This is a genomic window from Nocardia cyriacigeorgica (assembly GCF_010858045.1).
In the GTDB taxonomy this organism is placed as follows: domain Bacteria; phylum Actinomycetota; class Actinomycetes; order Mycobacteriales; family Mycobacteriaceae; genus Nocardia; species Nocardia cyriacigeorgica_E.
This window is the reverse complement of sequence record NZ_JAAGVC010000007.1, coordinates 137182-160355: the sequence shown is the minus strand read 5'-3', so window position 1 is coordinate 160355 and position 23174 is coordinate 137182. Positions and strand designations below refer to the sequence as shown.

Below are 23174 nucleotides of genomic sequence, written 5' to 3'. Positions count from 1 at the left end.
CCGACGCGCAACCGCAGCGGCCCATCGCACCCCACGTGACATAGGCCACACACCCGATCGATATTCGGCCGTGTCGTCCTGGCATCCGGCGGGGGCTGTGCCACAGTCCTTCCCCGGGGAGGAACGGGAGACTGCACCGAAAGGCTGGTTCGCGTTTCATGGATGCGATGGTGATTCCCCTGGTACCGAGAGGCGGCTTCACTGTCCGCCGCATCGGCGACCGCTGGGAGCTCGTCAATTCGCGCTGCTACGGGCGCACCGTCGTTCTACACTCGTGGCCGCGCGATCAGCACGCCGAGGCCTTCGAGCACTGCCATCGCCTCAACGAGGGCGCCACCGCGGCGCGGCAGGTGCAGCACCGCTGATCCGCGCGAAAGTTCTTGCCACACAAGACCACCGCTGCCGTAGCACAGGTGGCCGCTGAGCTCAAGACGTGCGTCGAGCGCACGGATATGCCAATGTGGTCCCTCGTGCGTTTCCCCATGGCCGCTACCGGGGCCAAACCCCGCGTCGCCGCATCCGCCTGTGTCCTTGCCGCCGCCGCCATCGCGCTTCCCGGTGTGCCCGCCATCCTGCCGACCGCCGCTGCCGCGCCGCTGGCCCACAGCCAAGCGTGCCTGCCCGGTTTCGACTGCGATATGAGCAACCGGATCGCCAGTGTGAACGCCTACCTGAAGAACCGGCCCGGCGTCACCGGCTATGTGCTGCGCGACCGGGTGAGCGGCGGCGTGTACGCCAACGAGCACGCCGAGGATTCGGTGTGGACGGCTTCCACCATCAAGCTCGCCATCGCCGCCGACCTGCTCAACCGCGCGCGCGTCGGCGCCATAGGGCTCTCCCCCGAGGACCGCTCGCTGATGGAGTCGATGCTGGCCACCTCCAACGATCAGGCCACCGACGTGCTGTGGAACAAGTACGCGGGCCTGGACCGGATGGCCTACAACAACGCCTTCCGCGCCAACGGCATGACCGGCCTCGTTCCGCAGCCCACCAGCACCGCGCTGTTCCCCGACTGGTCGTTCCAGAAGTGCACCGCCGCCGATCTGGACCGGCTGATGTCGCATGTGCTGGACCGGATGCACCCCGACGACCGCAACTACCTGATCGACCGCATGCGCAAGGTCGACATGAACCAGCACTGGGGTGTGTGGGGCGCCGGTGCCGCGATGCGGCCGGGCCTGAAGAACGGCTGGTCGGCCGAGCAGGGCGGCTGGGTGGTCAACTCCGTCGGCTTCGCCGGCCCCGGTGAGCGCTACACCTTGTCGATCATGACCTCGATGGGCGATCAGGGCGGATACACCGACGGCGCCGACACCGACACCAAGATCGCCGAGATGCTGCTGGCCGGACGCTGAGCCATGATCCGGCTCCGGGTGCGGTCACTCGGAGCCGGACCGGTCAGTTGATGCGCCGCAACCGCATCGGCGCGTCATCGCGGGGGAACGGAATCGTGGTGAAACCCCACGGCATGCGGTACGGCTCGGGGATGGACCACTCGTAGTCGCGCACCAGTGCCGCGATCACCGTCTTCACCTCGAACGTGCCGAAGTGCATGCCGATGCACTTGTGCGAGCCAGCACCGAACGGCATCCAGGCCAGCCGATGCGATTTGTCCTCGCGCCGCGCTTCGCTGAAACGCTCCGGATCGAAGACCTCCGGGCTGGTCCACAGTTCCGGCAGCAGGTGATTCACCTGGTAGGCCAGATCGACCGGGGTGCCGGCGGGAATGTAGTGCCCGCAGATCTCGGTATCGCGCACCGCGCGCCGCACCAGCCCCGGCACCGGCGGCATCAACCGCAGGCTTTCCTTCACCACCAGATCCAGATCGCGCATGCGCTCGAGTTCGGCGATGGTCGGCGGGGCGCCGGCACGATCGGCCGCCCTGACCTCCTCCCGCACCCGCTGCTGCCAATCGGGATGTTTGCCGAGGTAGTAGGCCACCGCGGTGGCGGTGGTCGTGGTGGTGTCGTGGGCGGCCATGATCAGGAAGATCATGTGATTGACCACGTCGGCGTCGCTGAACACCGAGCCGTCGGCATCGCGGGCATGGCACAGGCCGGAGAAGAAATCGGCCTCCTCGCTGCGCCGCTTCTGCGGCAACATCGCCGTGAAGTACTCCTCGAGCACCTTGCGCCCGCGTAGCCCGGCCCGCCAGCGGCCGCCCGGCATGGGATGGCGCACGATGGCCAGGCCCGCGTGCGTGCAGTCTACGAACGCCTCGGTGAGCCGGCGCCGCTGCGGGCCGACATCGGCGGCCATGAACGTCTCGCCGGCGATATCGAGAGTCAGTTCCTTGATGGTGGGAAACAGTTTGACCGTGCGACTGGCGCCGCGGCCGGGCGGCACCCAGCGGTCGACCACCTCGCGGACCACCGGCGTCAGCGCGGCCAGATGCGCCTCCAGCCGTTCTCTGGTGAAGGCCTGCTGCATGATCCGGCGATGGAACATGTGCTCGTCGAATTCCAGCAGCAGCAATCCGCGCCGGAAGAACGGGCCGATGAAATAGTCCCAGCCCTGGCCGAAATCGCGGCGACGCCGGCCGAGCACCTCATCGATGGCTTCCGGGCCGGCGGCCAGCACCCGCTCCATCCCGAGCGAACTGTTGAGCGTGACCGGTCCGTAGCGGCGGTAACGATCCATCATTTCGGCCGGACCCCAGCGCATGTAGTGCAGCGCGCGGCCGAGATACGGCAGCCCGGCATCGCCGTCGACGGCGGTCGCGGTGCTGCCGGATGGTGGGTTGGCGAGTACTCGGCGCCGGGCCGGGATCAGGCTCAATGCCCGATCGATCGGATGCGCGCGCGGGATCTCGATCAATGCCGAATTCTCGGATTCGATACGCACGCGGGCTTTTTCGACGGCGGCACGGTCGACGGTGACCATGGCAGACCTCCCTGGGCGAGGAACCTCCATGGTATTCGCTTTCGGGTGTTCTCCGGCGGCTTCGCCGGAATCCGGCCTCACTTCGTACAGTGAACAACGGTGCGCGATCGCACCGACACGCCCCGCCGACGGGGATCTCACCGTGACGATGCCGGGGCCGCCGACTACCGTGTGCCATGTCAGAAACGTTCGGCGGGGTCGACCCCCAGTCTGTCGAGGAGCAGCGACGATGAGCACTGAAACCGTGGAGAACCGTCGTCACCAGGTGGTGGTGATCGGTTCCGGCTTCGGCGGCTTGTTCGGGACCAAGCACCTCAAGAACGCCGATGTCGACGTCACCCTGATCTCCAAGACCTCGACCCACCTGTTCCAGCCCCTGCTCTACCAGGTCGCCACCGGCATCCTGTCGGTCGGCGAGATCGCGCCCGCCACCAGGCTGGTGCTGCGCAAGCAGAAGAACGCCCAGGTCCTGATGGGTGAGGTCATCGATATCGACCTGAAGGCCAAGACGGTCACCTCCCGGCTGCTCAACCAGGACACCGTCACCTCCTTCGACAGCCTGATCGTGGCCACCGGTGCCCAGCAGTCGTATTTCGGCAACGACCATTTCTCCACCTTCGCCCCCGGCATGAAGACCATCGACGACGCCCTCGAGCTACGCGGGCGCATCCTCGGCGCCTTCGAGCAGGCCGAACTGGCGAACACACAGGAAGAGCGCGATCGCCTGCTGACCTTCGTCGTGGTCGGCGCGGGCCCGACCGGTGTCGAACTGGCCGGGCAGATCGCCGAATTGGCCGACCGCACCCTGGAAGGCACCTTCCACAACATCGATCCGCGCGATGCGCGCGTGGTGCTGGTCGAAGGCGCGGGCGCGGTGCTCGGCCCGATGGGCCCCAAGCTGGGTGGTAAGGCGCAGCGGCGGCTGGAGAAGATGGGCGTGGAGATCCAGCTCAACGCCATGGTCACCGATGTGGACGCGCACGGCGTCACGGTGAAGGATCCCGACGGCACCATCCGCCGCATCGAATCCGCATGCAAGGTGTGGTCCGCCGGTGTGCAGGCCAGCCCGCTGGGCAAGATGCTCGCCGACCGCTCCGACGGCACCGAGGTGGACCGCGCCGGGCGCGTCATCGTCGAGCCGGACCTCACCATCAAGGGCCATCCGAACGTCTTCGTCGTCGGCGACCTGATGTCGGTGCCGAACGTGCCCGGTCAGGCCCAGGGCGCGATCCAGGGCTCCACCTACGCCGCCAAGCAGATCAAGGCGGGCCTCAAGGGTCACACCCCCGAAGAGCGCAAGCCGTTCAAGTACTTCAACAAGGGCAGCATGGCGACGGTGTCGCGGTTCAGCGCCGTCTGCCAGGTCGGCAAGCTGGAGTTCGGCGGGTTCATCGCCTGGCTGGCATGGCTGGCGCTGCACCTGTACTACCTGGTCGGTTACCGCAGCCGGATCATCACCGTCATCCAGTGGTTCGTCACCTTCCTCGGCCGCACCCGCGGTCAGATGGCGGCCACCGAGCAGTGGGTGTTCGCCCGGTTGGCGCTGGAGGCGATGAACGGCGAGGACGAGGGCGAGGCCGAGGTGGTGATGTCGGCGCTCGGCGACCCCTCGGCGAACAGCTGGAAGGCCGCCACCAGTGGTGCGGGACCGACAACCGAGGTCGCCGCCGACGGAAAGCCGGAGAACGCGCCCGCCGAATCCGATAGGACTCGCGCTACCGGCTAACTTCGGGCAATCGCGGTGGCTCCGATCAGCCCGTGAAACCACCCATCCGGGTGTGCGCCGAGTCCGAATGTCGAACAGACATCGGACTCACTCCGGATGAAAGGCAATCATGGCCACAGCCAAGCACAGGATGATCCACCCGCAGCGGCAGAAGGTCGGGTCGATCGTTGTGGCGGGCGCGGTTCCACTCGTCATGGCGCTCGTCGGCACGGGCACCGCCACGGCCACCACGTCGCCGGCTCAGCCGACGACGATGAGCGGTCACGCACCGAGCACGGCACCACTCGGCGGTACCGCGGCGGCACCGATCGCCGAGCCGAACGCACCGCAGCAGGCCTCCGACGCGCCGGCCACGGCCCCGGAGGCGCTTGTGGCGGCTCCGGGCACCGCACGGCAATCGGCGGCCGAGCCCGGCGCGCACACCACGCTCACCTGGTCGCGCCCGGTCCCCGACAAGTCCTACCTCGCGCCCCTCGGCGATCTGCACGCCCCCACCCAGGTGCAGCCGGTCGCGCCCATCGCACCGCCGCCGGGCCAACTGCGTTTCGGTGACGTCGCCATCGAGTCGCCGGCCTGGCTCGACCCCCAGCAGGCCGCGCAGGTCAACGACGGCGCAGCCAACGCCGAGGCCGGCCTGGCGACCTTCCTCGACTCCGTCGGCATGGAACGCAGCCGCTCGGATCGGGTCGCGAGCCAGACCATCGGCGCGGCCGCGGTCGGCGCGGTGGCCGGGGCGAGCGCGAGCACTCCGCTGGCGGCCACCTCTGCCGTGGTCGGCGCGGTCGCCGGTCTGGTCGCCGGAGTGCCGTTCCTGCCCGCCGGGCTCGTCGCGGGCCCGATGCTCGGCGCCGCCATCGGCGCCGCGGTGATCGCGGTGCCCGCTGCCGCGATCGGTGCCGCTGCCGGCGCCGCCATCGGTGCCGTCGACGCGCTCGCGGCCCCGCCGCACGGTCAGCCGGTCGAGGCCCAGCCCGCGCCGGGCGGGGTCGTCACCTCCTGATCCGGGCGACAACGCCGGAAAGCGACATCCAGCCCCTGCCCGACAGTCGGATTCACCGAGCCGGAGCAACCACTCATCGACAGTGGTGCCCCGGCCGCCTGATCCCGGCTCCGGTCGGGGGCTGGATCGTCGATACCGTCAGCGACCTTTCGGTGTCGCCACCAGGACGATGATCGCCATCGCCACCAGGATGAGGGCGCCGACCGTCGTCGCGGCATGCATCCCGTTCACGAACGATTCCCGCGCGGCCTCGACGATCGCAGGCCGGTCGCCGTCGCGCGCGAGCGTCTCTCCCAGCGTCGACTCGAAGCTCCCGCCCGAGCGGAACACCACCGCCGCCAGTGAGCCGAGCAAGGCCAGACCCAACGCGTTGCCGAGTTCGAAGCTGGTCTCCGAGATCCCCACGGCCGATCCCGCGCGCTCGGGCGGCACCGACGACACGGCCACCTCCGACACCAGCGTGAAGGTGATGCCGTAGCCGATACCCGCGATCGCGGATCCAGCGATATACCAGGCCAATCCGCCGTCCACGCCGACGCCGAGCAACATCAGATTGCCGATCGCCGCGGCGAACAACGCCATGGCGAAGGTGATCCGCACCCCGAAGCGGTGCCCCACCGTCGCGCCTGTCATCGAGAAGATGAACACCGCGATCGCCATCGGAATCCCCAGCAGCGCCGCGACCAGCGGGTCCCTGCCGGTGACCGACTGCAAGTAGATGCTGGCCAGATAGCTCATCGCGGCCAGCGACATCATCCCGGCCAGGCTGGAGCCGATCGCCACCGAGAACTGGCCGCGACCGAACAGCGCCAGATCCAGCAAGGGCTCGTCGAGGTGGCGCTGCCTGCGTACGAACAACGTCAGCACGATCGCGCCGATCAACCCGATCACCGCGGCCTCGGCGTCGGGACCGTGTTCGGCGGCATGCTTGACCGCGTACACCAGCGGCAGGATGCCGCCGATGGACAAGGCCACACTCGGCAGATCCAGCGGGCCGAGCGAGTTGGCGCGATGTTCGGGCAGCAGCACCGGCGCGAGCGCGAGCAGGATCAGCAGCACCGGCACGTTGATCAAGAACACCGAACCCCACCAGAAGTGGTGCAGCAGCACCCCGCCGATGATCGGGCCCACCGCCGAGCCGCCGGCGAAGAACGCCGTCCACACCCCGATCGCGGTGGCGCGCTGTTTGGCGTCGGCGAACAGCGTCGAAATCAGTGACAAGCTCGACGGCAGCAACGTGGCACCACCGATGCCCATGAGCGCCCGCGCGGCGATGAGCACACCCGCGCTCGGGGCGAAGGCCGCCACGGCCGAGGCGATACCGAAGACGGTCGCGCCGGCCAGCAGGATGCGCCTGCGCCCGATCCGGTCGCCGAGATTGCCCATGGTGATGAGCAGGCCCGCGATCAGGAAACCGTAGATGTCGAGAATCCAGAGTTGTTCGGAGGCCGAGGGGTCCAGATCGACGGTCAGCGTGGGCAGCGCGAGGAACAGCACCGAGACGTCCATCGACACCAGCAGGACCGGCAATACCAGCACCCCGAGGCCGAGCCAGGCCCGCCGCGGGGCCACGCTCGAATCCGGGGCGGGCCGCACCGCCTCCACGTTCGTCATCCACCGATTCCTCTCGCTGACGCGTACGACGTACGCATGAAGTCCGGGTACAGTGTACGCATCCTGGCCGGACATCGAAAGGCAGTCATGGGATGACCGAGCCGAAGCTCACAAAAGCGGCCATCGTCGACGCGGCGATCGAACTCGCCGACAGCGACGGGCTCGAGGCGCTGTCGATGCGCCGGATCGCCGATCGTCTCGGCGTAGGCGCCATGTCGCTGTATCGGCACGTCACCAACAAGGACGAGCTGATCGCGGCGATGACCGACGAGGTCGCCGGCCGCTACCCGTATCCGTCGACCGCCGAACGCGACTTGACCTGGCGTGACCGCGTCCGGATCGCCGCCGAGATCGATTGGAATCTCTACCAGCAGCATCCGTGGGTGCTGCTGACCTTCGCGGTGCCGCGCTACAGCTTCGGCCCGAGCAGCATGGGGTGCCTGGCGTGGCTGGTCGAGGGCTTCCGCGAATTGAACGTCAGCACCCACGAGGCGACCCAGATGGCTTTCGCGGTCTGGAACTACATCTCGGGCGCGACCCTGCCGCATATCAGCTCGGCGCTGCTGACCAGCAAGGGCCTCGACTCCGATGACGAGAACGGTTTGCGCGCGCTGCTGGCGGGCCGTCCGCTGCATCCGGTGCCGCCCGCGCTGGCCGAGCTCGAGGGCGCCGACGACGGCCGCTTCGCCCAGGTCGACCTGCTCCAACTCGGCCTGGACGCGCTCTGCGACGGCTTCGCCGCACGCGCAGCGGCCCGGGCCGGCCACAAATCGAATTGACCTGAACAACACTTCAGGTTGCAGGCTGGGTTCCGACCCCGATCATCAGGAGCCGCCATGTACGCCATCCGCCTGCACGCTTTCGGTCCGGCCGAGAATCTGCGCTACGAGACCGTCCCCGATCCGGTACCGGGCCCCGGCCAGGTCCGCGTCGCGGTGGCAGCCGCCGGAGTCCATCTCGTCGACACCGCGCTGCGCCGCGGCGAGCCCGGCCCGTACCCGATTCCCGAGCTGCCGACGATTCCCGGCCGGGAGGTGGCGGGCACCGTCGATCGCGTCGGCGCCGACGTCGATCCGGCGTGGCTCGGCAAGCCGGTGGTCGCGCATCTGGGCGCGGTACCGGGCGGCTACGCCGAGCTCGCGGTGACCGATGTCGCCCGGCTCCACGGTATTCCGGCGAATCTCGACGCCGCGGCCGCGGTGGCGATCATCGGTACCGGGCGCACCACCATGGGCATTCTGCAATTCACCGATCTCGGCCCGGACGATGTCGCGATCGTGACGGCAGCGGCGGGCGGCATCGGCACCTTGCTGGTGCAGTACGCGAAGAACGCGGGCGCGACGGTGGTCGGGCTGGCCGGTGGACCGGCGAAAGCCGAGCTCGTGCGCGCCAACGGCGCCGATATCGCGCTCGACTACCGGCAGGCGGACTGGCCCGATCGGGTGCGAGATCGTCTCGGCGGGCGGCAGGCGACGGTGCTGTTCGATTCGGTCGGTGGCCCGATCACCCCCGCCGCGCTCGACCTCCTCGGCCCCGGCGGACACCACGTGATCTACGGGTGGTCCAGCGGCGAGCCGGCGCGGATCGGTGACGCGGAGGCCGAGCGGCGCGGTATCCGCTCCGAGACGGTGGTCGGCCCGCCGATGCTCGAACGGGTCGGCGGCGATATCCGGGTGCTGGAAAAGCGCGCGATGGCCGAGGCCGCCGCGGGACGCTGGAAGCCAGCGGTGACCCGCTTCCCGCTGGCGGAGGCGGCCGCCGCGCACCGCGCGCTGGAGAATCGCGAGACCACAGGGAAGGTCGTCCTCGAACCCTGACCGGCGTCGCGCTCCCGGCGGCTCAATAGGCTGCAGGCGTGGGCAGCGCGGCGACTACTGGGCCATCGGGTGGCATGACGGCACGAACGGACGTCGTCGTCTGCGGACTCGGCCCGGCAGGACGGGCGCTCGCCCATCGTTGTCTGGCGCACGGACTCTCGGTCGCGGTGGTGGATCCCGCACCCCGGCGGCACTGGACGGCTACCTACGCCGCGTGGGCGGACGAACTCCCCGAATGGCTCGATCCCGGGGTGATCGCGGCGACCGTCGATCGGCCCGTGGCCTGGGGCGCACGCGAGCACCGCATCGAGCGCCGATACGTGGTGCTCGACTCCGAGCGGCTGCGGTCGGCACTCGATATCACCGGCTCCCGCGTGCTCGCCGATCGTGCGGTGCGACTCACCGCTCACACCGCGACGCTGGCCTCGGGAACAGTGCTGCGAGCCGAGCGGGTCATCGATGCGCGCGGGCTGGCACGGGCCTCGTCGCGAGCCGAGCAGACCGCCTTCGGTGTGGTCGTCGCGGCCGAGCGGGCCGCCGGTGTCGAGCCCCTGTTCATAGATTGGCGTCCGGACAACGGCGCACCGGCCGAGGCGCCCCGATCCTTCCTCTACGCGGTACCGCTGGGCGCGGGCGCGATGCTGATGGAGGAAACCTGCCTCGCCGGGCGCCCGGCCCTCGGCCAGACCGAGTTGGCGGCCCGGTTGCATCGGCGTCTGCGTGCCCGCGGCATTCGCCTCGACGGCGGCGAGCGCGTCGAGCGGGTGCGGTTTCCCGTCACCGGTGCCAGGCCGGGCCGTTTCCGCTTCGGTGCCGCGGGCGGGTTCATTCATCAGGCCACCGGTTACAGCGTGGCCGCGGCACTGACCGCGGCCGACGCCGTGGTCGCGGGCGGTTCGCCCGCGCCCCCGGCAGCGCGCGTGGTCCACGGTTTACGTGAGGCGGGATTGCGGGCACTGCTGCGGCTCCCACCGGCCGATCTTCCGGTTTTCTTCGACACCTTTTTCGACCTGCCCGAGGAATGGCAACGCGCGTACCTGTCGGGCCGCACCGACGTGACCGGGACCGCCGCGGCCATGGGCACGCTGTTCGCGCGGCTACCGGCGCGGCTGCGGACCCGAATCGCGGCAGCGACACTCCGGTTACCGTTTGACGAGCGAGGTCGCCGAGATTCGTCCATGATGGGGTGATGCGGTCAATCTGGAAAGGCTCGATCGCGTTCGGGCTGGTGAACGTCCCGGTGAAGGTGTATACCGCCACCGAGGACCACGACATCCGCTTTCATCAGGTCCACGCCAAAGACGGCGGACGGATCAAATACGACCGGGTCTGCACGGTGTGCGGGAAATCGGTGCAGTACGCCGATATCGACAAGGCCTATGAATCGCCAGAGGGCGACAAGGTGATCCTGACCGACGAGGATTTCGCCAAGCTTCCGGTGGCCGAGAAACACGAGATCCCGGTCCTGCAATTCGTGCCGAGCGATCAGATCGACCCGATCCTGTTCGACAAGACCTACTACCTCGAACCCGATTCGAACACCCCCAAGGCCTACGTGCTGCTCGCGGCGACCTTGGAGCGCATCGAACGCACCGCCCTCGTGCACTTCACCTTGCGCCAGAAAACCCGGCTGGCCGCGCTGCGGGTCCGTGACGGCATGCTCGTCCTGCAGACGCTGCTGTGGCCCGACGAGGTGCGTTCGGTGTCGTTCGAATCGCTGGAGAACGCGACCAAACCGCGTCCGCAGGAAATCAAGATGGCCGAGACCCTGGTCGATTCCATGTCGGAGGATTTCGATCCGAGCGAATTCACCGACGAATACCAGATCGAACTCAAACGGGTGCTCGACGAGGCCATCGCCAGCGGCACCGGCAAGGTCCCCGAACAACCCGAGGCCGAACCCGTCGCCCAGGACGCCGAGGTCGTCGACCTGGTCGCCGCGTTGCAGCGCAGCCTGGAAGCCAGCGGACGCCGCACCGAGGACGGCAAGAAGCGCGCGCCGGCGAAGAAGACCACCGCCAAGAAGACCGCGAGCAAACGCGCCCCCGCCAAGAAGACGGCGGCCAAGAAGACCGCCACCCGCAAAGGCGCCTGACTCGCGCATACTCCTGGCAAACTGATCGCATGGACCCCGCCATCGCGATCGTCCCCATGGGCCTCGGCCACCTCCGTCAGGTCCTCGACCTCGGACACGAGGTCTACGACACCTCGGTCAAGCCCTACACCTCCTGGTCGCTGACCTCGGTGGCCGAGCATCTGGACAGCCCGGACAACGCGTGCTGGGCGGCAGTCGACTCCGACCGGGTAGTCGGTTTCGTGCTCGGCTCGATGGAATTCGAGCTGCGCGACGACTGGGGCTATCTGGAATGGATCGCCGTGGCCCCGGACATGCAGGGCCACGGCATCGCGGGCAGGCTCGTCGACGCGTGCTGCACCGCGCTGTTCGCCCGGGGTGCCCGCCGCATCGTCACCGATGTGGAATCGAGCAACGAGGCCTCGGCGAAACTCATGCAGCACAACGGTTTCGACGCGGCGACCACCATCACCCTGTTCGTCCGCGCCGATCCCACCGCACCCGAGGTGGACGCCGACTCCCCCGGCCTGTCGCCGTCGACCAAACGCACCCTGGCCCGCACCGGCCGCCTGCGCCGCTGACACTCAGCCCGGCGCTGCCGACACTCAGCCCTGCGCCGCCGCGCGGCGCTCATATCGCGCCCGCGCCCGCTCGTAGGCGTCGCGAAGCAGCTCGCGTACGGTCTCGCCGGTGCGCGGCCCCGGATTCACCACCGCCACCCAACCGGCGCCGGCGTAGACGGGGTGCGCGAGCACGGTATCGCCGGCGGCGAAGTCGGTATCGGGGTCGATCTCACGCGGCGAACCGCCGGTCCAGGCGGTGAAGGCCTCGCGGCTCACCGCGATATTGACCCGGAACGCCCCCGGCCGGTCCAGGTCCGATTTCTCGTCGCCCGGATAGTTCTTGGTGACGATCGTGGCGAACGGCTGGGTCGTGGCCGGGACTTCACCGCTGGGTGAGTAGTAGAAGAACAGGTCACCCCAGGCGATCTCGGGCGAGCCGTCGCCGGGCCCTGGCCGCAATGTCAGGACACCGTCCAGGCCCGCCACATAGTCGATGATCTCGTCGATGCTCATGCATTCCAGCGTTTCATTAAAGTGCTTGTGGAGACCTGGCCGAGCATCTGCGCTGTTGGACAAGGAACGCATCGTGGAAACCCTGCACTCGCCCTTGCGAACAGTCGACGTCGCGCGCCGCGCGGGCTACTCCGTTCAGCAGGTACGCAAGCTCGAGCACCACGGCGTGCTGCCGCCGGCGGCACGCACGGAATCGGGGTATCGCACCTACGACGAGATACACCTCCGCTCGGCGCTCGCGTATCGGGCACTGGCCGCGGGTGTCGGCCCGGTGGAGGCCAAACGGATCCTGCGCGCGGTGCACCGCGCACCACTGCCGGAAGCCCTCGCCCTGCTCGACGACGCGCACGCCCGGCTCGCCCGCGAACGCACCGAGCTCCGGTTGGCCCGCGCCGCCGCCGAGGCGATCTCGGCCGAACCGATCGCCGAGGTCACGGAGTCGGATGCGATGTCGGTCGCGGAACTGGCCGATGCGCTCGGCGTCCGCAAGTCCGCCCTGCGCCACTGGGAGGCGGAAGGACTCATCAGTGCGGACCGGAGCACCGCTCGGGGCGCCCGCCGCTACTCGCCCGCTCAGGTCCGCGACGCGCGGATCATCCACCAGCTCCGCAACGCCGGATACCGCATCGACACCCTGCGAACGCTGGTGCCGAATCTGCCACGCGCCCATCACAACGACGCCATCGCCGCCGCGCTCGACGCCCGCGAGGCGAGCATCACAGCACGTTCCCGCGCCCTGCTCGACGCCGCCGCGGCCCTCGCCGACGTCATCGCCCTGGCATAATCCGGTTGACGCGGCAGCTTCGGTTGCTATCGTCGAGCGGAAGTCATCGCATTCAGGGAGTACCGGCATGGTAGGTGAACTCGACATCTCCGGGGTTACCCGGCTCTGACGGCCACCAGCAGGCGCGCGGCGCCGCTGACGTGGCCATGTCGCCGTTCGTCTACTCATCCCTTCACCCGAGGACTCGTACATGTCCGATGCGTTCATCGTCTGCTCCGGCCTGAGCTTCACCTGGCCCGACGACACCCCCGTCTTCACCGACCTGTCGTTCAGCATCCCCCGCGGCCGCACCGGCCTGGTCGCGCCCAATGGCTCGGGCAAGAGCACGCTGCTGCGCCTCATCGCCGGTGACCTGCGCCCGAGCAACGGCACCATCGCCGTCGACGGCGTGCTCGGCTACCTGCCGCAGACCCTGCCACTGACCGGCGATCTCACCGTCGCCGAAATCCTCGGTATCGCACCGGTATTGGCGGCCCTGGAAGCCGTCGAATCCGGCGACGCCAGCGAGGAACACTTCACCACCATCGGCACCGACTGGGATATCGAGGAACGCACCCGCGCCCAGCTCGACCGCCTCGACCTCGGCGACGTCGCGTTCACCCGCCGCTCCGGCACGCTCAGCGGCGGCCAGATCGTCTCGCTCGGCCTCGCGGCACAACTGCTGCGCAGACCCGACGTGCTGCTGCTGGACGAGCCGACCAACAATCTCGATCTCGCCGCGCGCCACAAGCTCTACGACGTGCTCGGCGACTGGGGCGGAACCCTGCTGCTGGTCAGCCATGACCGCGCCCTGCTCGACCGGATGGACCGCATCGCCGAACTCCATCGTGGCGACATCCATTTCTACGGCGGCACTTTCAGCGACTACGAGGCCGCCGTCCGCGCCGAGCGCGAGATCGCCGAGAAGAACATCCGCTCCGCCGAACAGGAGGTCAAACGGGAGAAGCGGGAATTGCAGCAGGCCAGGGAACGCGCCGCCCGCCGGGCGAGCACGGCCGCCAGGAATCTGGGTAACGCCGGGCTGCCCAAGATCTTCGCGGGCACCATGAAGCGCAATGCGCAGGAGTCGGCGGGCAAGGCCGACGGCACGCACAGCGCGCGGGTGGTGGCGGCCGAGAGCAGACTCGACGAAGCCGGCCGCGCACTGCGCACCGAACAGAAGATCAGCCTCGAGCTGCCCGATACCGATGTTCCTGCCGGGCGCACCGTATTCAGCGGGCAAGGGCTGCGGCTGCGGTTGGGCGAGCGGGAGATCTTCGCCGGCGGCGGCATCGACCTGCTCATCCGCGGGCCGGAGCGGATCGCCTTGACCGGCCCCAATGGAGCGGGCAAATCCACAGTGCTGCGGATGATCCGCGGTGACGTGGATCCCGATGCCGGGTCGATCACCCGCGCCGATGGCCGCATCGCGTACCTGTCACAACGATTGGACCTGCTGGATCCGCACCGAAGCGTCGCCGAGAACCTGTCCGCGTTCGCCCCGGACCTGCCCGACGCGCGGCGCATGAACCTGCTGGCCCGCTTCCTGTTCCGCGGCTCGCGCGTGCACCTGCCGGTCGGTGCGCTCTCCGGCGGTGAACGGCTACGCGCCACCCTCGCGTGCGTGCTGTTCGCCGAGCCGGCGCCGCAATTGCTGCTGCTGGACGAGCCGACCAACAACCTCGATCTGGTGAGCGTCGGCCAACTGGTCAGCGCGCTGGACGCCTATCGCGGCGCGTTCGTCGTGGTCAGTCACGACGAACGCTTCCTCACCGATATCCGGGCCAAGCGCAGGCTGCACCTGTCCGACGGCCTGCTGCGCGAAGTCGCCGTGTCCGATTGATCGGTGCCGGGGGCCGCCAGGCCGCCGCGCCCCCGGCCACCGGCAGGCGGTCGGAGGTCTGCGACATCCCGCACCACCGGATATCGAGACGTTCGCAAGAGCGCCCATAGGACGGCGACAGTTTGGGAACGCAACGATCCGGGTACTCGTGTGAATGGCGGCAATACGGAGGGTAGGTCCATGAATCCCAGCCCCCAGAACGGGTTTCGATCACGCACGCGGCCTTCCCCTCACCAGTGCAGATGAGGATGCCGGCCGACGAGAGAACCAGGCGAACAGGGCGCGCACACTTCTGAACAGGCAGAACACGTCTGCCGGAGGTCGCTGCCGGAGCCGAGAAACGGCCGAGAGATCAACCGATCTCGCACGGCCAAGAGGGGACGAGATTTGTCGATTGCAGCACAGGAACCGAAAGGCCGAAATACCGACAAGGGATACGTTGCCCTGCTGGGCTGGAGTTTGAACGCCGTCGAGGCGGTCGACCGCTTCGACCGGCGATACGTGGTAGTCGCTCCGGAATGGATCGAAGACTACTGCGCGGAAAACGGAATACCGTACATTCCGTGGAACTTCGAACGTCTCAACGACCGTTCGATGGAGATCGCCGAGACGCTGCGCGATATGGGTGTGGACGTGGCGATCCCGATCTTCGAGGAAACCGTCGAATGGGCGGGCGCGATCAATGCGGTGCTGATGGACAATCCGCGGCTGTTCGGGCAGGCCATGCTGCTGCGCGACAAGGCGCTGATGAAGCGTCGCGCCCAGCTCGGCGGCATCCGGGTCGGCATCTTCGAGGAGGCCCATGAGCGCGACGACGTCGTCCGCTTCCTCAAGCGCGTCAACCAGACCCTGCTCAAGCTCGACGGCGATCCGAACGACCCGATCCACATCAAGGCCTTCGACAAGGCAGGCTGCCTCGGCCATCGGGTGATCAGGACACCCGACGAGATCGACACGATTCCCGACGAGGATTTCCCGCTACTGATGGAGTCGCACCTGGACGGGTGGGAGTTCGCGGTGGAGGCATGGATCCACAACGGCAAGATCCGCTTCCTCAATATCTCCGAGTACGTCACGCTCGGCTATTCGGTGTTCGTGCCCGCGACGCCGGAGCTCGAGCGATACCGGCCGGAGATCACCCGGCAGGTCGAAAAACTGATCAAGACCTTCGATATCGAATTCGGCTTCGTGCACCCCGAATACTTCGTCACCAGCGACGGCGAAATGTACTTCGGTGAGGTCGCCTACCGTCCGCCCGGATTCAAGGTCTTCGAACTTCTCGAACGCACCTACGGCTTCAACGCCTACCATGCCCTGGTCCTCGCCTTCGACCCCAAGACCACCGAGGAAGAGATCGAGGCCTTCTTCCCCCGCGAAGTGGTTGATGCCAAAGGGCATGCCGGATGCTTCGGCGTGTATCCGCGACGGCGCGTGGTGAGCCATCTGTCCATGCCCGAGGAAACCGAGGATCATGATTACTTCGAATCACACGAGCTCACCTCCCCGCTGTCGGAGAAGGTCACCAAGCGCACGGCGTTCGGGAACCATTGGGGCCTGTTGTATTTCTTCGGCGACGACCCGTACACCCTGCGGGACCTGCTGAAGCGACAGGAAGAGCTCGACTTCTATATCTGATCCCGGCCTCGGCCCGGATCACGGGAGGATCCTGATTGAATCAGCTCAGCAGCGACGGGGCATCCTTGGAACGGCGTCTGGCCACCTTGGACCATGCCATCCGATCGCTCACCGACGCAGGCGATTTCGGCAAGCAGGTCAAGTTGCCGCGGACCTTCGACGCGCTGCGGCGAGTGCTCGCACTGCCGGGCGGCTGCGCCGCGGTGCGCGCGCGGGCAGCCGAGTTGGAGAACGCGGGCCTGTTCCTCGGCACCGACTGGGCCTCGCCGCAGATCTTGATCCCCTCACTGAGCACCGGCTCGCTGCGCAGCCCGAACGCCGACACCGCGGTGCTGGAGACGGTGAGCAACCTGCGCCTGCTCGCCGTGGCCAAGGGTGACTACTCACACCCGCTGATCACCGCCGAACAGGCCGACAGCCACCTCTCGCAGGTACTGGCGATCAACCTGTCGCTGCTGTTCACCCCGCCCACCGAAGCCGAACGGACCCAACAGGGCCGGATGGCACAGGTGACGCGAGAACTGCTGCACCATCTCGTGGCCGAGGTCGGCTACGAGAAGGTGCTCGAGCATCTGGTCGACGAGATCTGGCGGATCCTGCGCCAACGGCCCATTCAGGTCGACGCGGTCAAACGCATGATCACCCAGATCGCGGTCGCGCGCGCCAACCCCGATATCGACCTCGGCGCCGGCGCGCTCGGCGCGGACCGGCTGATCAGCAGCCTCTACGGAACCACCGACGCGTGCCGGGAAGATCCTGGCGTCGACATCTATCGCGAACGCCTGGAAACGATGGATGACAGCGCCCTGCAGTACGAAGCCTCGGGGTTCGCACGCTCGATGCACGACACCGGGCTCGTCTCGCCCTATCACGCCGTGCTACTGCGTCATCTGCTGGAGAAGGGCGACTATCTCCTCGCCGAGGCGATGGGATTGTCCAGCACCGGCCGCGACTGCCTGCTCTGCTATCACGAACTCGTGCACAGCCTGATCGACGAAGCGGTGCAGGTCGAGACCGCGCAGTGCATCTACGGGCTGGCACTGCTGCTCGAGCGCGGCATCCTCTATCAGCCGCCGGTCGCCCCAGCGCTGTGGCGCCAGATCGGCCTACAGCTCTCACCGACCTCACGGCAACGGTTGAGCCGGGTGTTCGGGCCCACCCCCGACGCTCGGGTGTGGCTGTTGGCGGGAGTGCTGTCGATGCTCGGCCTACCGCTGGGGGTCGGGCAGGGCGACAACCCCACCTGCCAGTCGGCGCGCGCACTGTCCATGTGGGCCTACAACGATCCCGACTATCTGCTGCACGCGGTGACGTGGGCGGCCCGCGACGACGAGATCGTCATGCACTTCGAGGGCACCCCGATCTCCTCCCGCGACGACAGTGCCGGTGCCGCCGCGGGGCCGCCGATCGACCTCGATCCGGTCTCGGTGCTGGTGGTCCCGCATCTGGACCGCATCTACGCCGAGATGGGCAGGCACTGCCTTGGCCGTGACGGCGATCCGCACCGGTGGATCAATCCCGAGTTCCACGGCTGGTGGTCCGGACGCGGTTTCCGCATCAATGTCGACGTCGCCACCGGCAATCTGACCGACCTCGATGATTTCCTGCGCCACTTCTATGCCAGCTACCACCCCTTCTACAACGGCAACCAGCCCTTGATCCACCCGCAACCGGCCGGCATCGCGGTGACCGACAGCGCGGCCCGGTTCGTCGGCTGGCATGCCATCACGGTGCTACGGGTGAATCTGGATCCGCAGGAACAAATGCGGGTCTATTTCTTCAACCCCAACAATGACAGCGGCCAGGACTGGGGCGACGGCGTCATCGTCGGCACCGCTGGCCACGGTGAGCGTTTCGGGGAAGCATCGCTGCCGTTCGAACAATTCGCCTCGCGGCTCTACATCTTCCACTTCGACCCGCTGGAACCGGGCGAATCCGCCTCCGTCGATCGCGACGAACTGGACCGGGTGATCGGCTATGTCCATCGCAGTTGGGGCGCGGACCGGATCTAGGGCCATAGACAACGCGGGCGAGCCCGTCGACTCACCGCGATTGCCGATCGTGTGCTGATCACCCGGCGCAACCCTGAGACCGGCCCGGGCGGAGAACTCGTGCTCACAGTGTCCCTCGCGGCCCCGAGAGCGTCACCACCGATGGGGAGACCACGCGCCCGAAACCGTGCTATGCGCAAGGCTTCTCGCCCAACACACCGATACGGCGAATCGCCGATCTCCGTCGTTATGCCGGATTTGCCGGTATGTTACTTACAGCAACTAGACGGTCGGGAGCGTTGACGTGGGTGCTGTGTCGGATTCCTATTTCAATGGTCCGTGCCCAGGGGCGGCACAGGCGCAACTCGTCGGCGAATTCTCCGACCCGCATTTCCGGCGGCTGATGCGGCTGACCGTCGACCTGTCCCCGGAATCGCAGGAACTGCTCGCGGGCTTCGCCCGTCGCTTTCGCGCCTCCGAGGGCCTGCTACCCGACCCGCTGGGGGAATAGGCGCGCTCACCCCGCGATCGAGCGCGCCACGCACCTCATCGTTCGTCGAGTACTTCGCGCAGCTTCTTCGCGAACGCCTCCGGCTGCCCGGCGTAGCCGTACTGACCGCCCATGAAGCCACCGTGATGGCTCGGGAACACCGTCGCCTGCTGCCCGAGCAGTTCGGCCGTCGCCACCGCGGTGCGGCCGGTCATGACTCCGAGCGACTCCTCGCCGACGGCGATCACGATGCGGGTCGGCGCGGCAGCGAGGGCCTCGACGTCGGGACGGTAGCTCGACACCGCCCAGGACCGGTCCGACAGCAGCGGATCCTCGCGCGCACCGTCGTCGTCGGTGGGCAGCCCGAACTGCGCGGGATCGGCAGCGGGTTGCGCGAAATAGTCCTCGGTGAATTCACCCCGCCACGACGTCATCGCGAGGAAATCGGCCATCCCCGCGCCGAAACCCCGCGCCCGGTACGCCTCGAACGTCCGGGCTCGCGCCCGTTCGGCGGCAGCGGCATCGGGCAGCACCGCCAGCAGCGGCGGCTCGTGCGCGACCAGCGTCGACACATCGCCGGGATGGGCGGTCACCAGCGCGAGCGCGGTGACCGCCCCGCCGCTGCTGGCGAAGAGCTCGACCGGGCCGGCGCCGAGGCTCTCGATCAGCGCGTGCACGTCCTCGGCTTGCACCGTCGGCGAATGGTCGATCCGGCCATCCCTGCGGGTGCTGCGGCCGAGACCGCGCGGGTCGTAGGTGATCACGGTGCAATCGGGAAACTGTTCGACCAAGGCTGCGAAGCCGGTGGCATCCATCGGCTGAGCGATCAAGACCAGTGGCGCGCGGCCGTCGGCCGTGGGCAGCGGGCCGTGCACGTCATAGGCGATGTCGGCGTCACCGGTGTCGAGAAAACGTGTCGTCATACCGATAGTGACGGCCTGGACCGGGCGAATTCATCGCGGGCCGGCAGCCGAAATCGCGCGTGCACGCCTCAGCGTTCGAACTGCGCTCGCTTGTGGTCGCCGAACGGCTCGTCGCGCTCGCGCACCGCCTCCCGGAACCCGACGGTGGCGGCACGCAATTGAAAGGCGTAGCCCTCACGGGTGTGCCGGGAGATACCGTCGAACACCGTGCTGATCATGCCGGAGTTGGCCACACCCTGCGCGTACAGCGCCGAGTTCAACGCCAGCTTCGCCATCATCAGCTGGTTGACCGGCATCCGGGCGATCCGCTCCACCAGCGCCTCGGTGCGTTCGTCGAGCTCGTCGGCCGGGCAGGATTCCACCGCGAGACCCCATTCCTCGGCCTGCTTGCCGCTGAGGGAATCGCCGGTGAACAGCAACCGCTTGGCCCGCTGGTCACCGAGCCGATGCGCCCACATGCCGCCGGCCGGAATGCCCCAGGTGCGGGTGGGCGGATAACCGATCTTGGTGTCGTCGGCGCAGATGATCTGATCGGCGTACAGCGCGATATCGGTGCCGCCGGCGATGGCGAAACCGTGCAGCTTCGCCACCGTCGGCTTGTTCGCCTGCATGAGGCTGGCGAAGCCCCGGTTGAACCGGCTCATCATCGCGTAGTCGATCATCGGATCCCAGGTGCCCCACGGGTTGTGGTTGACTCCGTTGACCACCGGATCCACCACCGTGCCCGCCACCTCATCGCGCCCGCCGGCCGGTGAGAAGCCCTGTTCGGCGAACATATCGAGGTCATAGCCGCCGCAAAAGCCCTTACCGCGCCCCGACAGCAGGATGACGTGCACGCGGGGATCCAGATCCGCGCGTTCCACCGCGTCCGCGAGATCACGTGGGGTATCGGGGGTGATGGTGTTGCCCTTCTCGGGCCGGTTGAAAGTGAGCCGGGCGATGCGGCCGTCACGCTGGTAGGTCAGCGTCGGATACTCGTGCTCATCGGCGGGTTCGGGCCTATCCCGCCAGGGTGAGTCCGGCCCTTCGGTCCAGTTCTCATACCATGCCGCCGGCCGGGTGCCGGAATGTGATTGCTTGTCGGACAAGGCTTTTCCTTTCACAGGTGCGAACGCTGGCGCCGAGGACGGAGCGTCGAGCATCGGTGTGGGCGATTCGCCGTCACCGAGCAGCCTGGCGCACGACCGGGTTGACAGTCAATAGTGACCGTGAAATTCTTGCGTCGACCACCGCACCGAGGGGATACCGCGATGCCCACCCGCGAGCAGCAGCGCAGCGCCACCCGCGCACGCATTTTGGAGGCCGCGACCCGGCTGCTGGTCGAGCGCGGTTACGCGGGTTGGTCCACGCTGGCGGTGCAGCACGCGGCCGGGTTGAGCCGCGGCGCCCTGCTGCACCACTTCCCCACCATCGACACCCTCACCGCTGCGCTGGTGGAGCATCTGGTCGAGCTCAATGAACACGCCGCGCAACAGGCCGCCGCAGCACCCGGCGCGAGCGCCGACCCCATCGAACGCACGCTGACCGCGCTGCTCGAGACGATGACTCGACCGGCGGCTCGAGCCGAACAAGAACTCTGGGCGGCTGCGCGCACCGACCCCACCCTCGCAGCCGTCCTGCGTGAATCCGAACGGCGCGCCGGGCGCGATCTGCACCGCGTCATCGACACTCTGTTCGGTCCCGAGCTCACCGCGCACCCCCGCTACCCCGCCATCCGCGACCTCACCATCACCCTGCTGCGCGGCGTGACTGCCGCGCGTCCGCTACGGACCGGCGCCCATGGCGAGACCCGCACCCTCGGGTATTGGGCGGACACGATCCGCACCCTGATCGAGGCCGACGCCGGCCCCGGCTGACCAGCCCTACACCGCCTGCAAGAACCAGTCCAGCGTGCCCTCATCCGGATCGTCGGTGGTGTGGTGGTAGGCGAAACCGACCCGGTGCGCGACCGCCACCGATGCCTTGTTGGCCGGGTCGATCCGCAGCACGGCCTCATCGGCCAGATCGCGCGCGGCGATATAGCGGCAGGCCAATACCACCGCGCGGGCGGCAAGGCCGCGGCGGCGGAACTGGGGATAGATGCCGTAGGACACGTTCGCCTGCCGGTCTGCCAGGAAATCCTGATCGACCTGGATGTCGAGCGTCCCCACCAGCACACCGTCGTCCAGTGCCGCGATCGCGAAGGTCTTGTTCGGGCCGTCGGCCTCCCATTCGGCCGCACAACGCCGGAAGTGTTCGGTCACGGTGGCGAGTGTGCCCTGACCACCGTCACGCCATCGGGCCGACTCCGCGTCCTCCCCCGCCAGATGCGCCTGCGCATCGGCCACCGTGATCGGCCGGAGCCCGATCACCCCATCAGATATCAACACGTGATCATGATCAGCGCAGACACGCCGCTCGGACAAGTGCCGAGACGGCGCGCCGCCTCGAGAAGTGCCGAAAGTCCCTTACGGTTTGCGCGCCAGACCGGCGACGATCAACTGATCCCATACCGTCAGTTCTCTTTCCGGCGTACCGATGGTGGAGACCGAGGTGTCGGATTCGCCCGGCGCATCGGGCCGCCACAGCACCGCGGGCACGATGCCCGGCTCCAGGATCTCGAGATCGCCGAACAGGGCACCGATCTCGTCGTCGGTGCGCCAGCGGCCGCGGCCGAACGTCGATTGCAGCTTCTGCTCAGCGGCTTCGGTCTCGGCATTGCCGCCGGATCGGAAGTGCGAGATGAAAATCTGGCTATCGGAGGGGATCTGGTCGCGCCAGTACGACACCACCCCGCTGGGATCCTCATCGTCGTTGAGGTGGTGCAGGATCGCGCTGAACACGACCGCGACCGGTTCGTCGAAATCGATCAGCCGCGCCACCTCGTCGCTGTCGCGGATCCGCTCCGGCTCACGCACATCCGCTTGCACCACGGTCGTGTTGTCATCGGTGGCAAGCAGGGCGCGCCCGTGGGCGAGCACGATGGGATCGTTGTCGACGTAGACCACCTTGGCGCCGTCGGTGTAGCGGGCCGCGATCTGATGCACATTGTCGGCGGTCGGGAGCCCACTGCCCAGATCGATGAATTGCCGCACACCGCTGCGCGCGATATCGCGCACCGCGCGCACCAGGGCCTGCCGGTTACCGAAGGCGATGGACACCGAGCCGGGCAGATTGATCTTGAAATGGTCGCCGATCTCCTGATCGACGGGGTAATTGTCCTTCCCGCCCAGCAGGTAGTCGTACACCCGCGCGATGCTGGGCGTGTTCGGATCCACCACGCTCGCACTGTCGTTCATCACGCTCTCCCATCAACGGAGATCTCTCCCGTGCGCACATCGTAGGCGCTCGGGAAATCTC

Annotated in this window: 22 protein-coding genes; 15 read left to right on the top strand and 7 right to left on the bottom strand. The window is 67.9% G+C overall.

The features are described 5' to 3' along the window. The first annotated feature begins 158 nt into the window (after nucleotides 1-158). A complete protein-coding gene (locus tag GV790_RS09800) occupies nucleotides 159-365 on the top strand; it encodes a hypothetical protein (RefSeq protein ID WP_036536571.1) in 207 nt (68 codons plus the stop codon). Between the two features lie 117 nt (nucleotides 366-482). Then, nucleotides 483-1355 (top strand): tat pathway signal sequence, encoded by an 873-nt coding sequence (locus GV790_RS09795; protein WP_228816217.1) that lies wholly within the window; start codon nucleotides 483-485, stop codon nucleotides 1353-1355. Between the two features lie 43 nt (nucleotides 1356-1398). On the opposite strand, the gene GV790_RS09790 is transcribed toward GV790_RS09795, so the two are convergent. Next, on the bottom strand, nucleotides 1399-2883 hold the full coding sequence (locus GV790_RS09790; RefSeq protein ID WP_163812783.1) for a cytochrome P450: 1485 nt from the start codon (nucleotides 2881-2883) through the stop codon (nucleotides 1399-1401). A gap of 229 nt (nucleotides 2884-3112) precedes the next feature. On the opposite strand from GV790_RS09790, the gene GV790_RS09785 reads away from it, so the two are divergent. Both GV790_RS09785 and GV790_RS09780 read left to right on the top strand, forming a co-directional pair. Further along, complete coding sequence (locus GV790_RS09785; RefSeq protein WP_163812781.1) at nucleotides 3113-4609, top strand: NAD(P)/FAD-dependent oxidoreductase; 1497 nt, start codon at nucleotides 3113-3115, stop codon at nucleotides 4607-4609. Between the two features lie 109 nt (nucleotides 4610-4718). Further along, entirely contained in the window at nucleotides 4719-5609 is an 891-nt protein-coding gene (locus tag GV790_RS09780; RefSeq protein ID WP_256673164.1) for a hypothetical protein, read from the top strand. A 138-nt stretch (nucleotides 5610-5747) separates the two neighbouring features. Here the strand turns inward: GV790_RS09780 and GV790_RS09775 are convergent, their stop codons facing one another. Beyond that, nucleotides 5748-7223, bottom strand: coding sequence for an MFS transporter (locus GV790_RS09775; RefSeq protein ID WP_163812779.1), 1476 nt, complete (start codon nucleotides 7221-7223; stop codon nucleotides 5748-5750). A gap of 92 nt (nucleotides 7224-7315) precedes the next feature. On the opposite strand from GV790_RS09775, the gene GV790_RS09770 reads away from it, so the two are divergent. From GV790_RS09770 to GV790_RS09750, 5 genes are all read left to right on the top strand, one after another. Further along, the gene (locus GV790_RS09770; protein WP_163812777.1) at nucleotides 7316-8002 is read left to right on the top strand and encodes a TetR/AcrR family transcriptional regulator; all 687 of its coding nucleotides are present in this window, start codon (nucleotides 7316-7318) and stop codon (nucleotides 8000-8002) included. A gap of 57 nt (nucleotides 8003-8059) precedes the next feature. Beyond that, nucleotides 8060-9040: a zinc-binding dehydrogenase gene (locus GV790_RS09765; RefSeq protein WP_163812775.1), complete on the top strand. Its 981-nt coding sequence runs from the start codon at nucleotides 8060-8062 to the stop codon at nucleotides 9038-9040. A 74-nt stretch (nucleotides 9041-9114) separates the two neighbouring features. After that, entirely contained in the window at nucleotides 9115-10230 is a 1116-nt protein-coding gene (locus GV790_RS09760; protein WP_163812772.1) for a lycopene cyclase family protein, read from the top strand. Continuing rightward, a complete protein-coding gene (gene ku, locus GV790_RS09755) occupies nucleotides 10230-11135 on the top strand; it encodes a non-homologous end joining protein Ku (RefSeq protein ID WP_163812771.1) in 906 nt (301 codons plus the stop codon). Before GV790_RS09760 ends, ku begins: the two co-directional genes overlap by 1 nt. 29 nt (nucleotides 11136-11164) lie before the next feature. Next, nucleotides 11165-11695 (top strand): GNAT family N-acetyltransferase, encoded by a 531-nt coding sequence (locus GV790_RS09750; protein WP_163812768.1) that lies wholly within the window; start codon nucleotides 11165-11167, stop codon nucleotides 11693-11695. A gap of 24 nt (nucleotides 11696-11719) precedes the next feature. On the opposite strand, the gene GV790_RS09745 is transcribed toward GV790_RS09750, so the two are convergent. Next, a complete protein-coding gene (locus GV790_RS09745) occupies nucleotides 11720-12190 on the bottom strand; it encodes a DUF6194 family protein (protein ID WP_163812766.1) in 471 nt (156 codons plus the stop codon). Between the two features lie 73 nt (nucleotides 12191-12263). On the opposite strand from GV790_RS09745, the gene GV790_RS09740 reads away from it, so the two are divergent. From GV790_RS09740 to GV790_RS09720, 5 genes are all read left to right on the top strand, one after another. Further along, nucleotides 12264-12974 (top strand): MerR family transcriptional regulator, encoded by a 711-nt coding sequence (locus GV790_RS09740; RefSeq protein WP_175585850.1) that lies wholly within the window; start codon nucleotides 12264-12266, stop codon nucleotides 12972-12974. 190 nt (nucleotides 12975-13164) lie between these two features. After that, nucleotides 13165-14796, top strand: a complete 1632-nt coding sequence (locus GV790_RS09735; RefSeq protein ID WP_163812764.1) for an ABC-F family ATP-binding cassette domain-containing protein — start codon at nucleotides 13165-13167, stop codon at nucleotides 14794-14796. 387 nt (nucleotides 14797-15183) lie between these two features. After that, entirely contained in the window at nucleotides 15184-16431 is a 1248-nt protein-coding gene (locus tag GV790_RS09730) for an ATP-grasp domain-containing protein (RefSeq protein WP_175585842.1), read from the top strand. A 35-nt stretch (nucleotides 16432-16466) separates the two neighbouring features. Then, on the top strand, nucleotides 16467-18443 hold the full coding sequence (locus GV790_RS09725; RefSeq protein ID WP_163812762.1) for a hypothetical protein: 1977 nt from the start codon (nucleotides 16467-16469) through the stop codon (nucleotides 18441-18443). 283 nt (nucleotides 18444-18726) lie between these two features. Beyond that, nucleotides 18727-18933 carry a hypothetical protein gene (locus GV790_RS09720; RefSeq protein WP_163812760.1) on the top strand — a complete coding sequence of 69 codons (207 nt, stop codon included), beginning with the start codon at nucleotides 18727-18729 and terminating at the stop codon, nucleotides 18931-18933. A gap of 35 nt (nucleotides 18934-18968) precedes the next feature. Here the strand turns inward: GV790_RS09720 and GV790_RS09715 are convergent, their stop codons facing one another. Together GV790_RS09715 and GV790_RS09710 are read right to left on the bottom strand one after the other, a co-directional pair. Further along, nucleotides 18969-19835, bottom strand: a complete 867-nt coding sequence (locus GV790_RS09715) for an alpha/beta fold hydrolase (protein WP_163812758.1) — start codon at nucleotides 19833-19835, stop codon at nucleotides 18969-18971. A gap of 68 nt (nucleotides 19836-19903) precedes the next feature. After that, nucleotides 19904-20923: a crotonase/enoyl-CoA hydratase family protein gene (locus GV790_RS09710; RefSeq protein WP_163812756.1), complete on the bottom strand. Its 1020-nt coding sequence runs from the start codon at nucleotides 20921-20923 to the stop codon at nucleotides 19904-19906. Nucleotides 20924-21085: 162 nt separating this feature from the next. Here GV790_RS09710 and GV790_RS09705 point away from each other — a divergent pair, with 162 nt between their 5' ends. After that, nucleotides 21086-21691, top strand: a complete 606-nt coding sequence (locus tag GV790_RS09705; protein ID WP_163812754.1) for a TetR/AcrR family transcriptional regulator — start codon at nucleotides 21086-21088, stop codon at nucleotides 21689-21691. Nucleotides 21692-21697: 6 nt separating this feature from the next. Here GV790_RS09705 and GV790_RS09700 read toward each other — a convergent pair whose 3' ends face one another. Together GV790_RS09700 and GV790_RS09695 are read right to left on the bottom strand one after the other, a co-directional pair. Continuing rightward, nucleotides 21698-22204: a GNAT family N-acetyltransferase gene (locus tag GV790_RS09700; RefSeq protein ID WP_280211778.1), complete on the bottom strand. Its 507-nt coding sequence runs from the start codon at nucleotides 22202-22204 to the stop codon at nucleotides 21698-21700. 78 nt (nucleotides 22205-22282) lie between these two features. Continuing rightward, a complete protein-coding gene (locus GV790_RS09695) occupies nucleotides 22283-23113 on the bottom strand; it encodes an SAM-dependent methyltransferase (RefSeq protein ID WP_163812753.1) in 831 nt (276 codons plus the stop codon). Between the last annotated feature and the right edge of the window lie 61 nt (nucleotides 23114-23174).

Coding starts and splice junctions, on each gene's coding strand:
- GV790_RS09760 (WP_163812772.1), top strand. CDS start 9,115: ATGACGGCACGAACGGACGTCGTCGTCTGCGGACTCGGCCCGGCAGGA.
- GV790_RS09790 (WP_163812783.1), bottom strand. CDS start 2,883: ATGGTCACCGTCGACCGTGCCGCCGTCGAAAAAGCCCGCGTGCGTATC.
- GV790_RS09745 (WP_163812766.1), bottom strand. CDS start 12,190: ATGAGCATCGACGAGATCATCGACTATGTGGCGGGCCTGGACGGTGTC.
- GV790_RS09800 (WP_036536571.1), top strand. CDS start 159: ATGGATGCGATGGTGATTCCCCTGGTACCGAGAGGCGGCTTCACTGTC.
- GV790_RS09775 (WP_163812779.1), bottom strand. CDS start 7,223: ATGACGAACGTGGAGGCGGTGCGGCCCGCCCCGGATTCGAGCGTGGCC.
- GV790_RS09705 (WP_163812754.1), top strand. CDS start 21,086: ATGCCCACCCGCGAGCAGCAGCGCAGCGCCACCCGCGCACGCATTTTG.
- GV790_RS09750 (WP_163812768.1), top strand. CDS start 11,165: ATGGACCCCGCCATCGCGATCGTCCCCATGGGCCTCGGCCACCTCCGT.
- GV790_RS09795 (WP_228816217.1), top strand. CDS start 483: ATGGCCGCTACCGGGGCCAAACCCCGCGTCGCCGCATCCGCCTGTGTC.
- GV790_RS09695 (WP_163812753.1), bottom strand. CDS start 23,113: ATGAACGACAGTGCGAGCGTGGTGGATCCGAACACGCCCAGCATCGCG.
- GV790_RS09770 (WP_163812777.1), top strand. CDS start 7,316: ATGACCGAGCCGAAGCTCACAAAAGCGGCCATCGTCGACGCGGCGATC.
- GV790_RS09780 (WP_256673164.1), top strand. CDS start 4,719: ATGGCCACAGCCAAGCACAGGATGATCCACCCGCAGCGGCAGAAGGTC.
- GV790_RS09735 (WP_163812764.1), top strand. CDS start 13,165: ATGTCCGATGCGTTCATCGTCTGCTCCGGCCTGAGCTTCACCTGGCCC.
- GV790_RS09785 (WP_163812781.1), top strand. CDS start 3,113: ATGAGCACTGAAACCGTGGAGAACCGTCGTCACCAGGTGGTGGTGATC.
- GV790_RS09765 (WP_163812775.1), top strand. CDS start 8,060: ATGTACGCCATCCGCCTGCACGCTTTCGGTCCGGCCGAGAATCTGCGC.
- GV790_RS09715 (WP_163812758.1), bottom strand. CDS start 19,835: ATGACGACACGTTTTCTCGACACCGGTGACGCCGACATCGCCTATGAC.
- ku (WP_163812771.1), top strand. CDS start 10,230: ATGCGGTCAATCTGGAAAGGCTCGATCGCGTTCGGGCTGGTGAACGTC.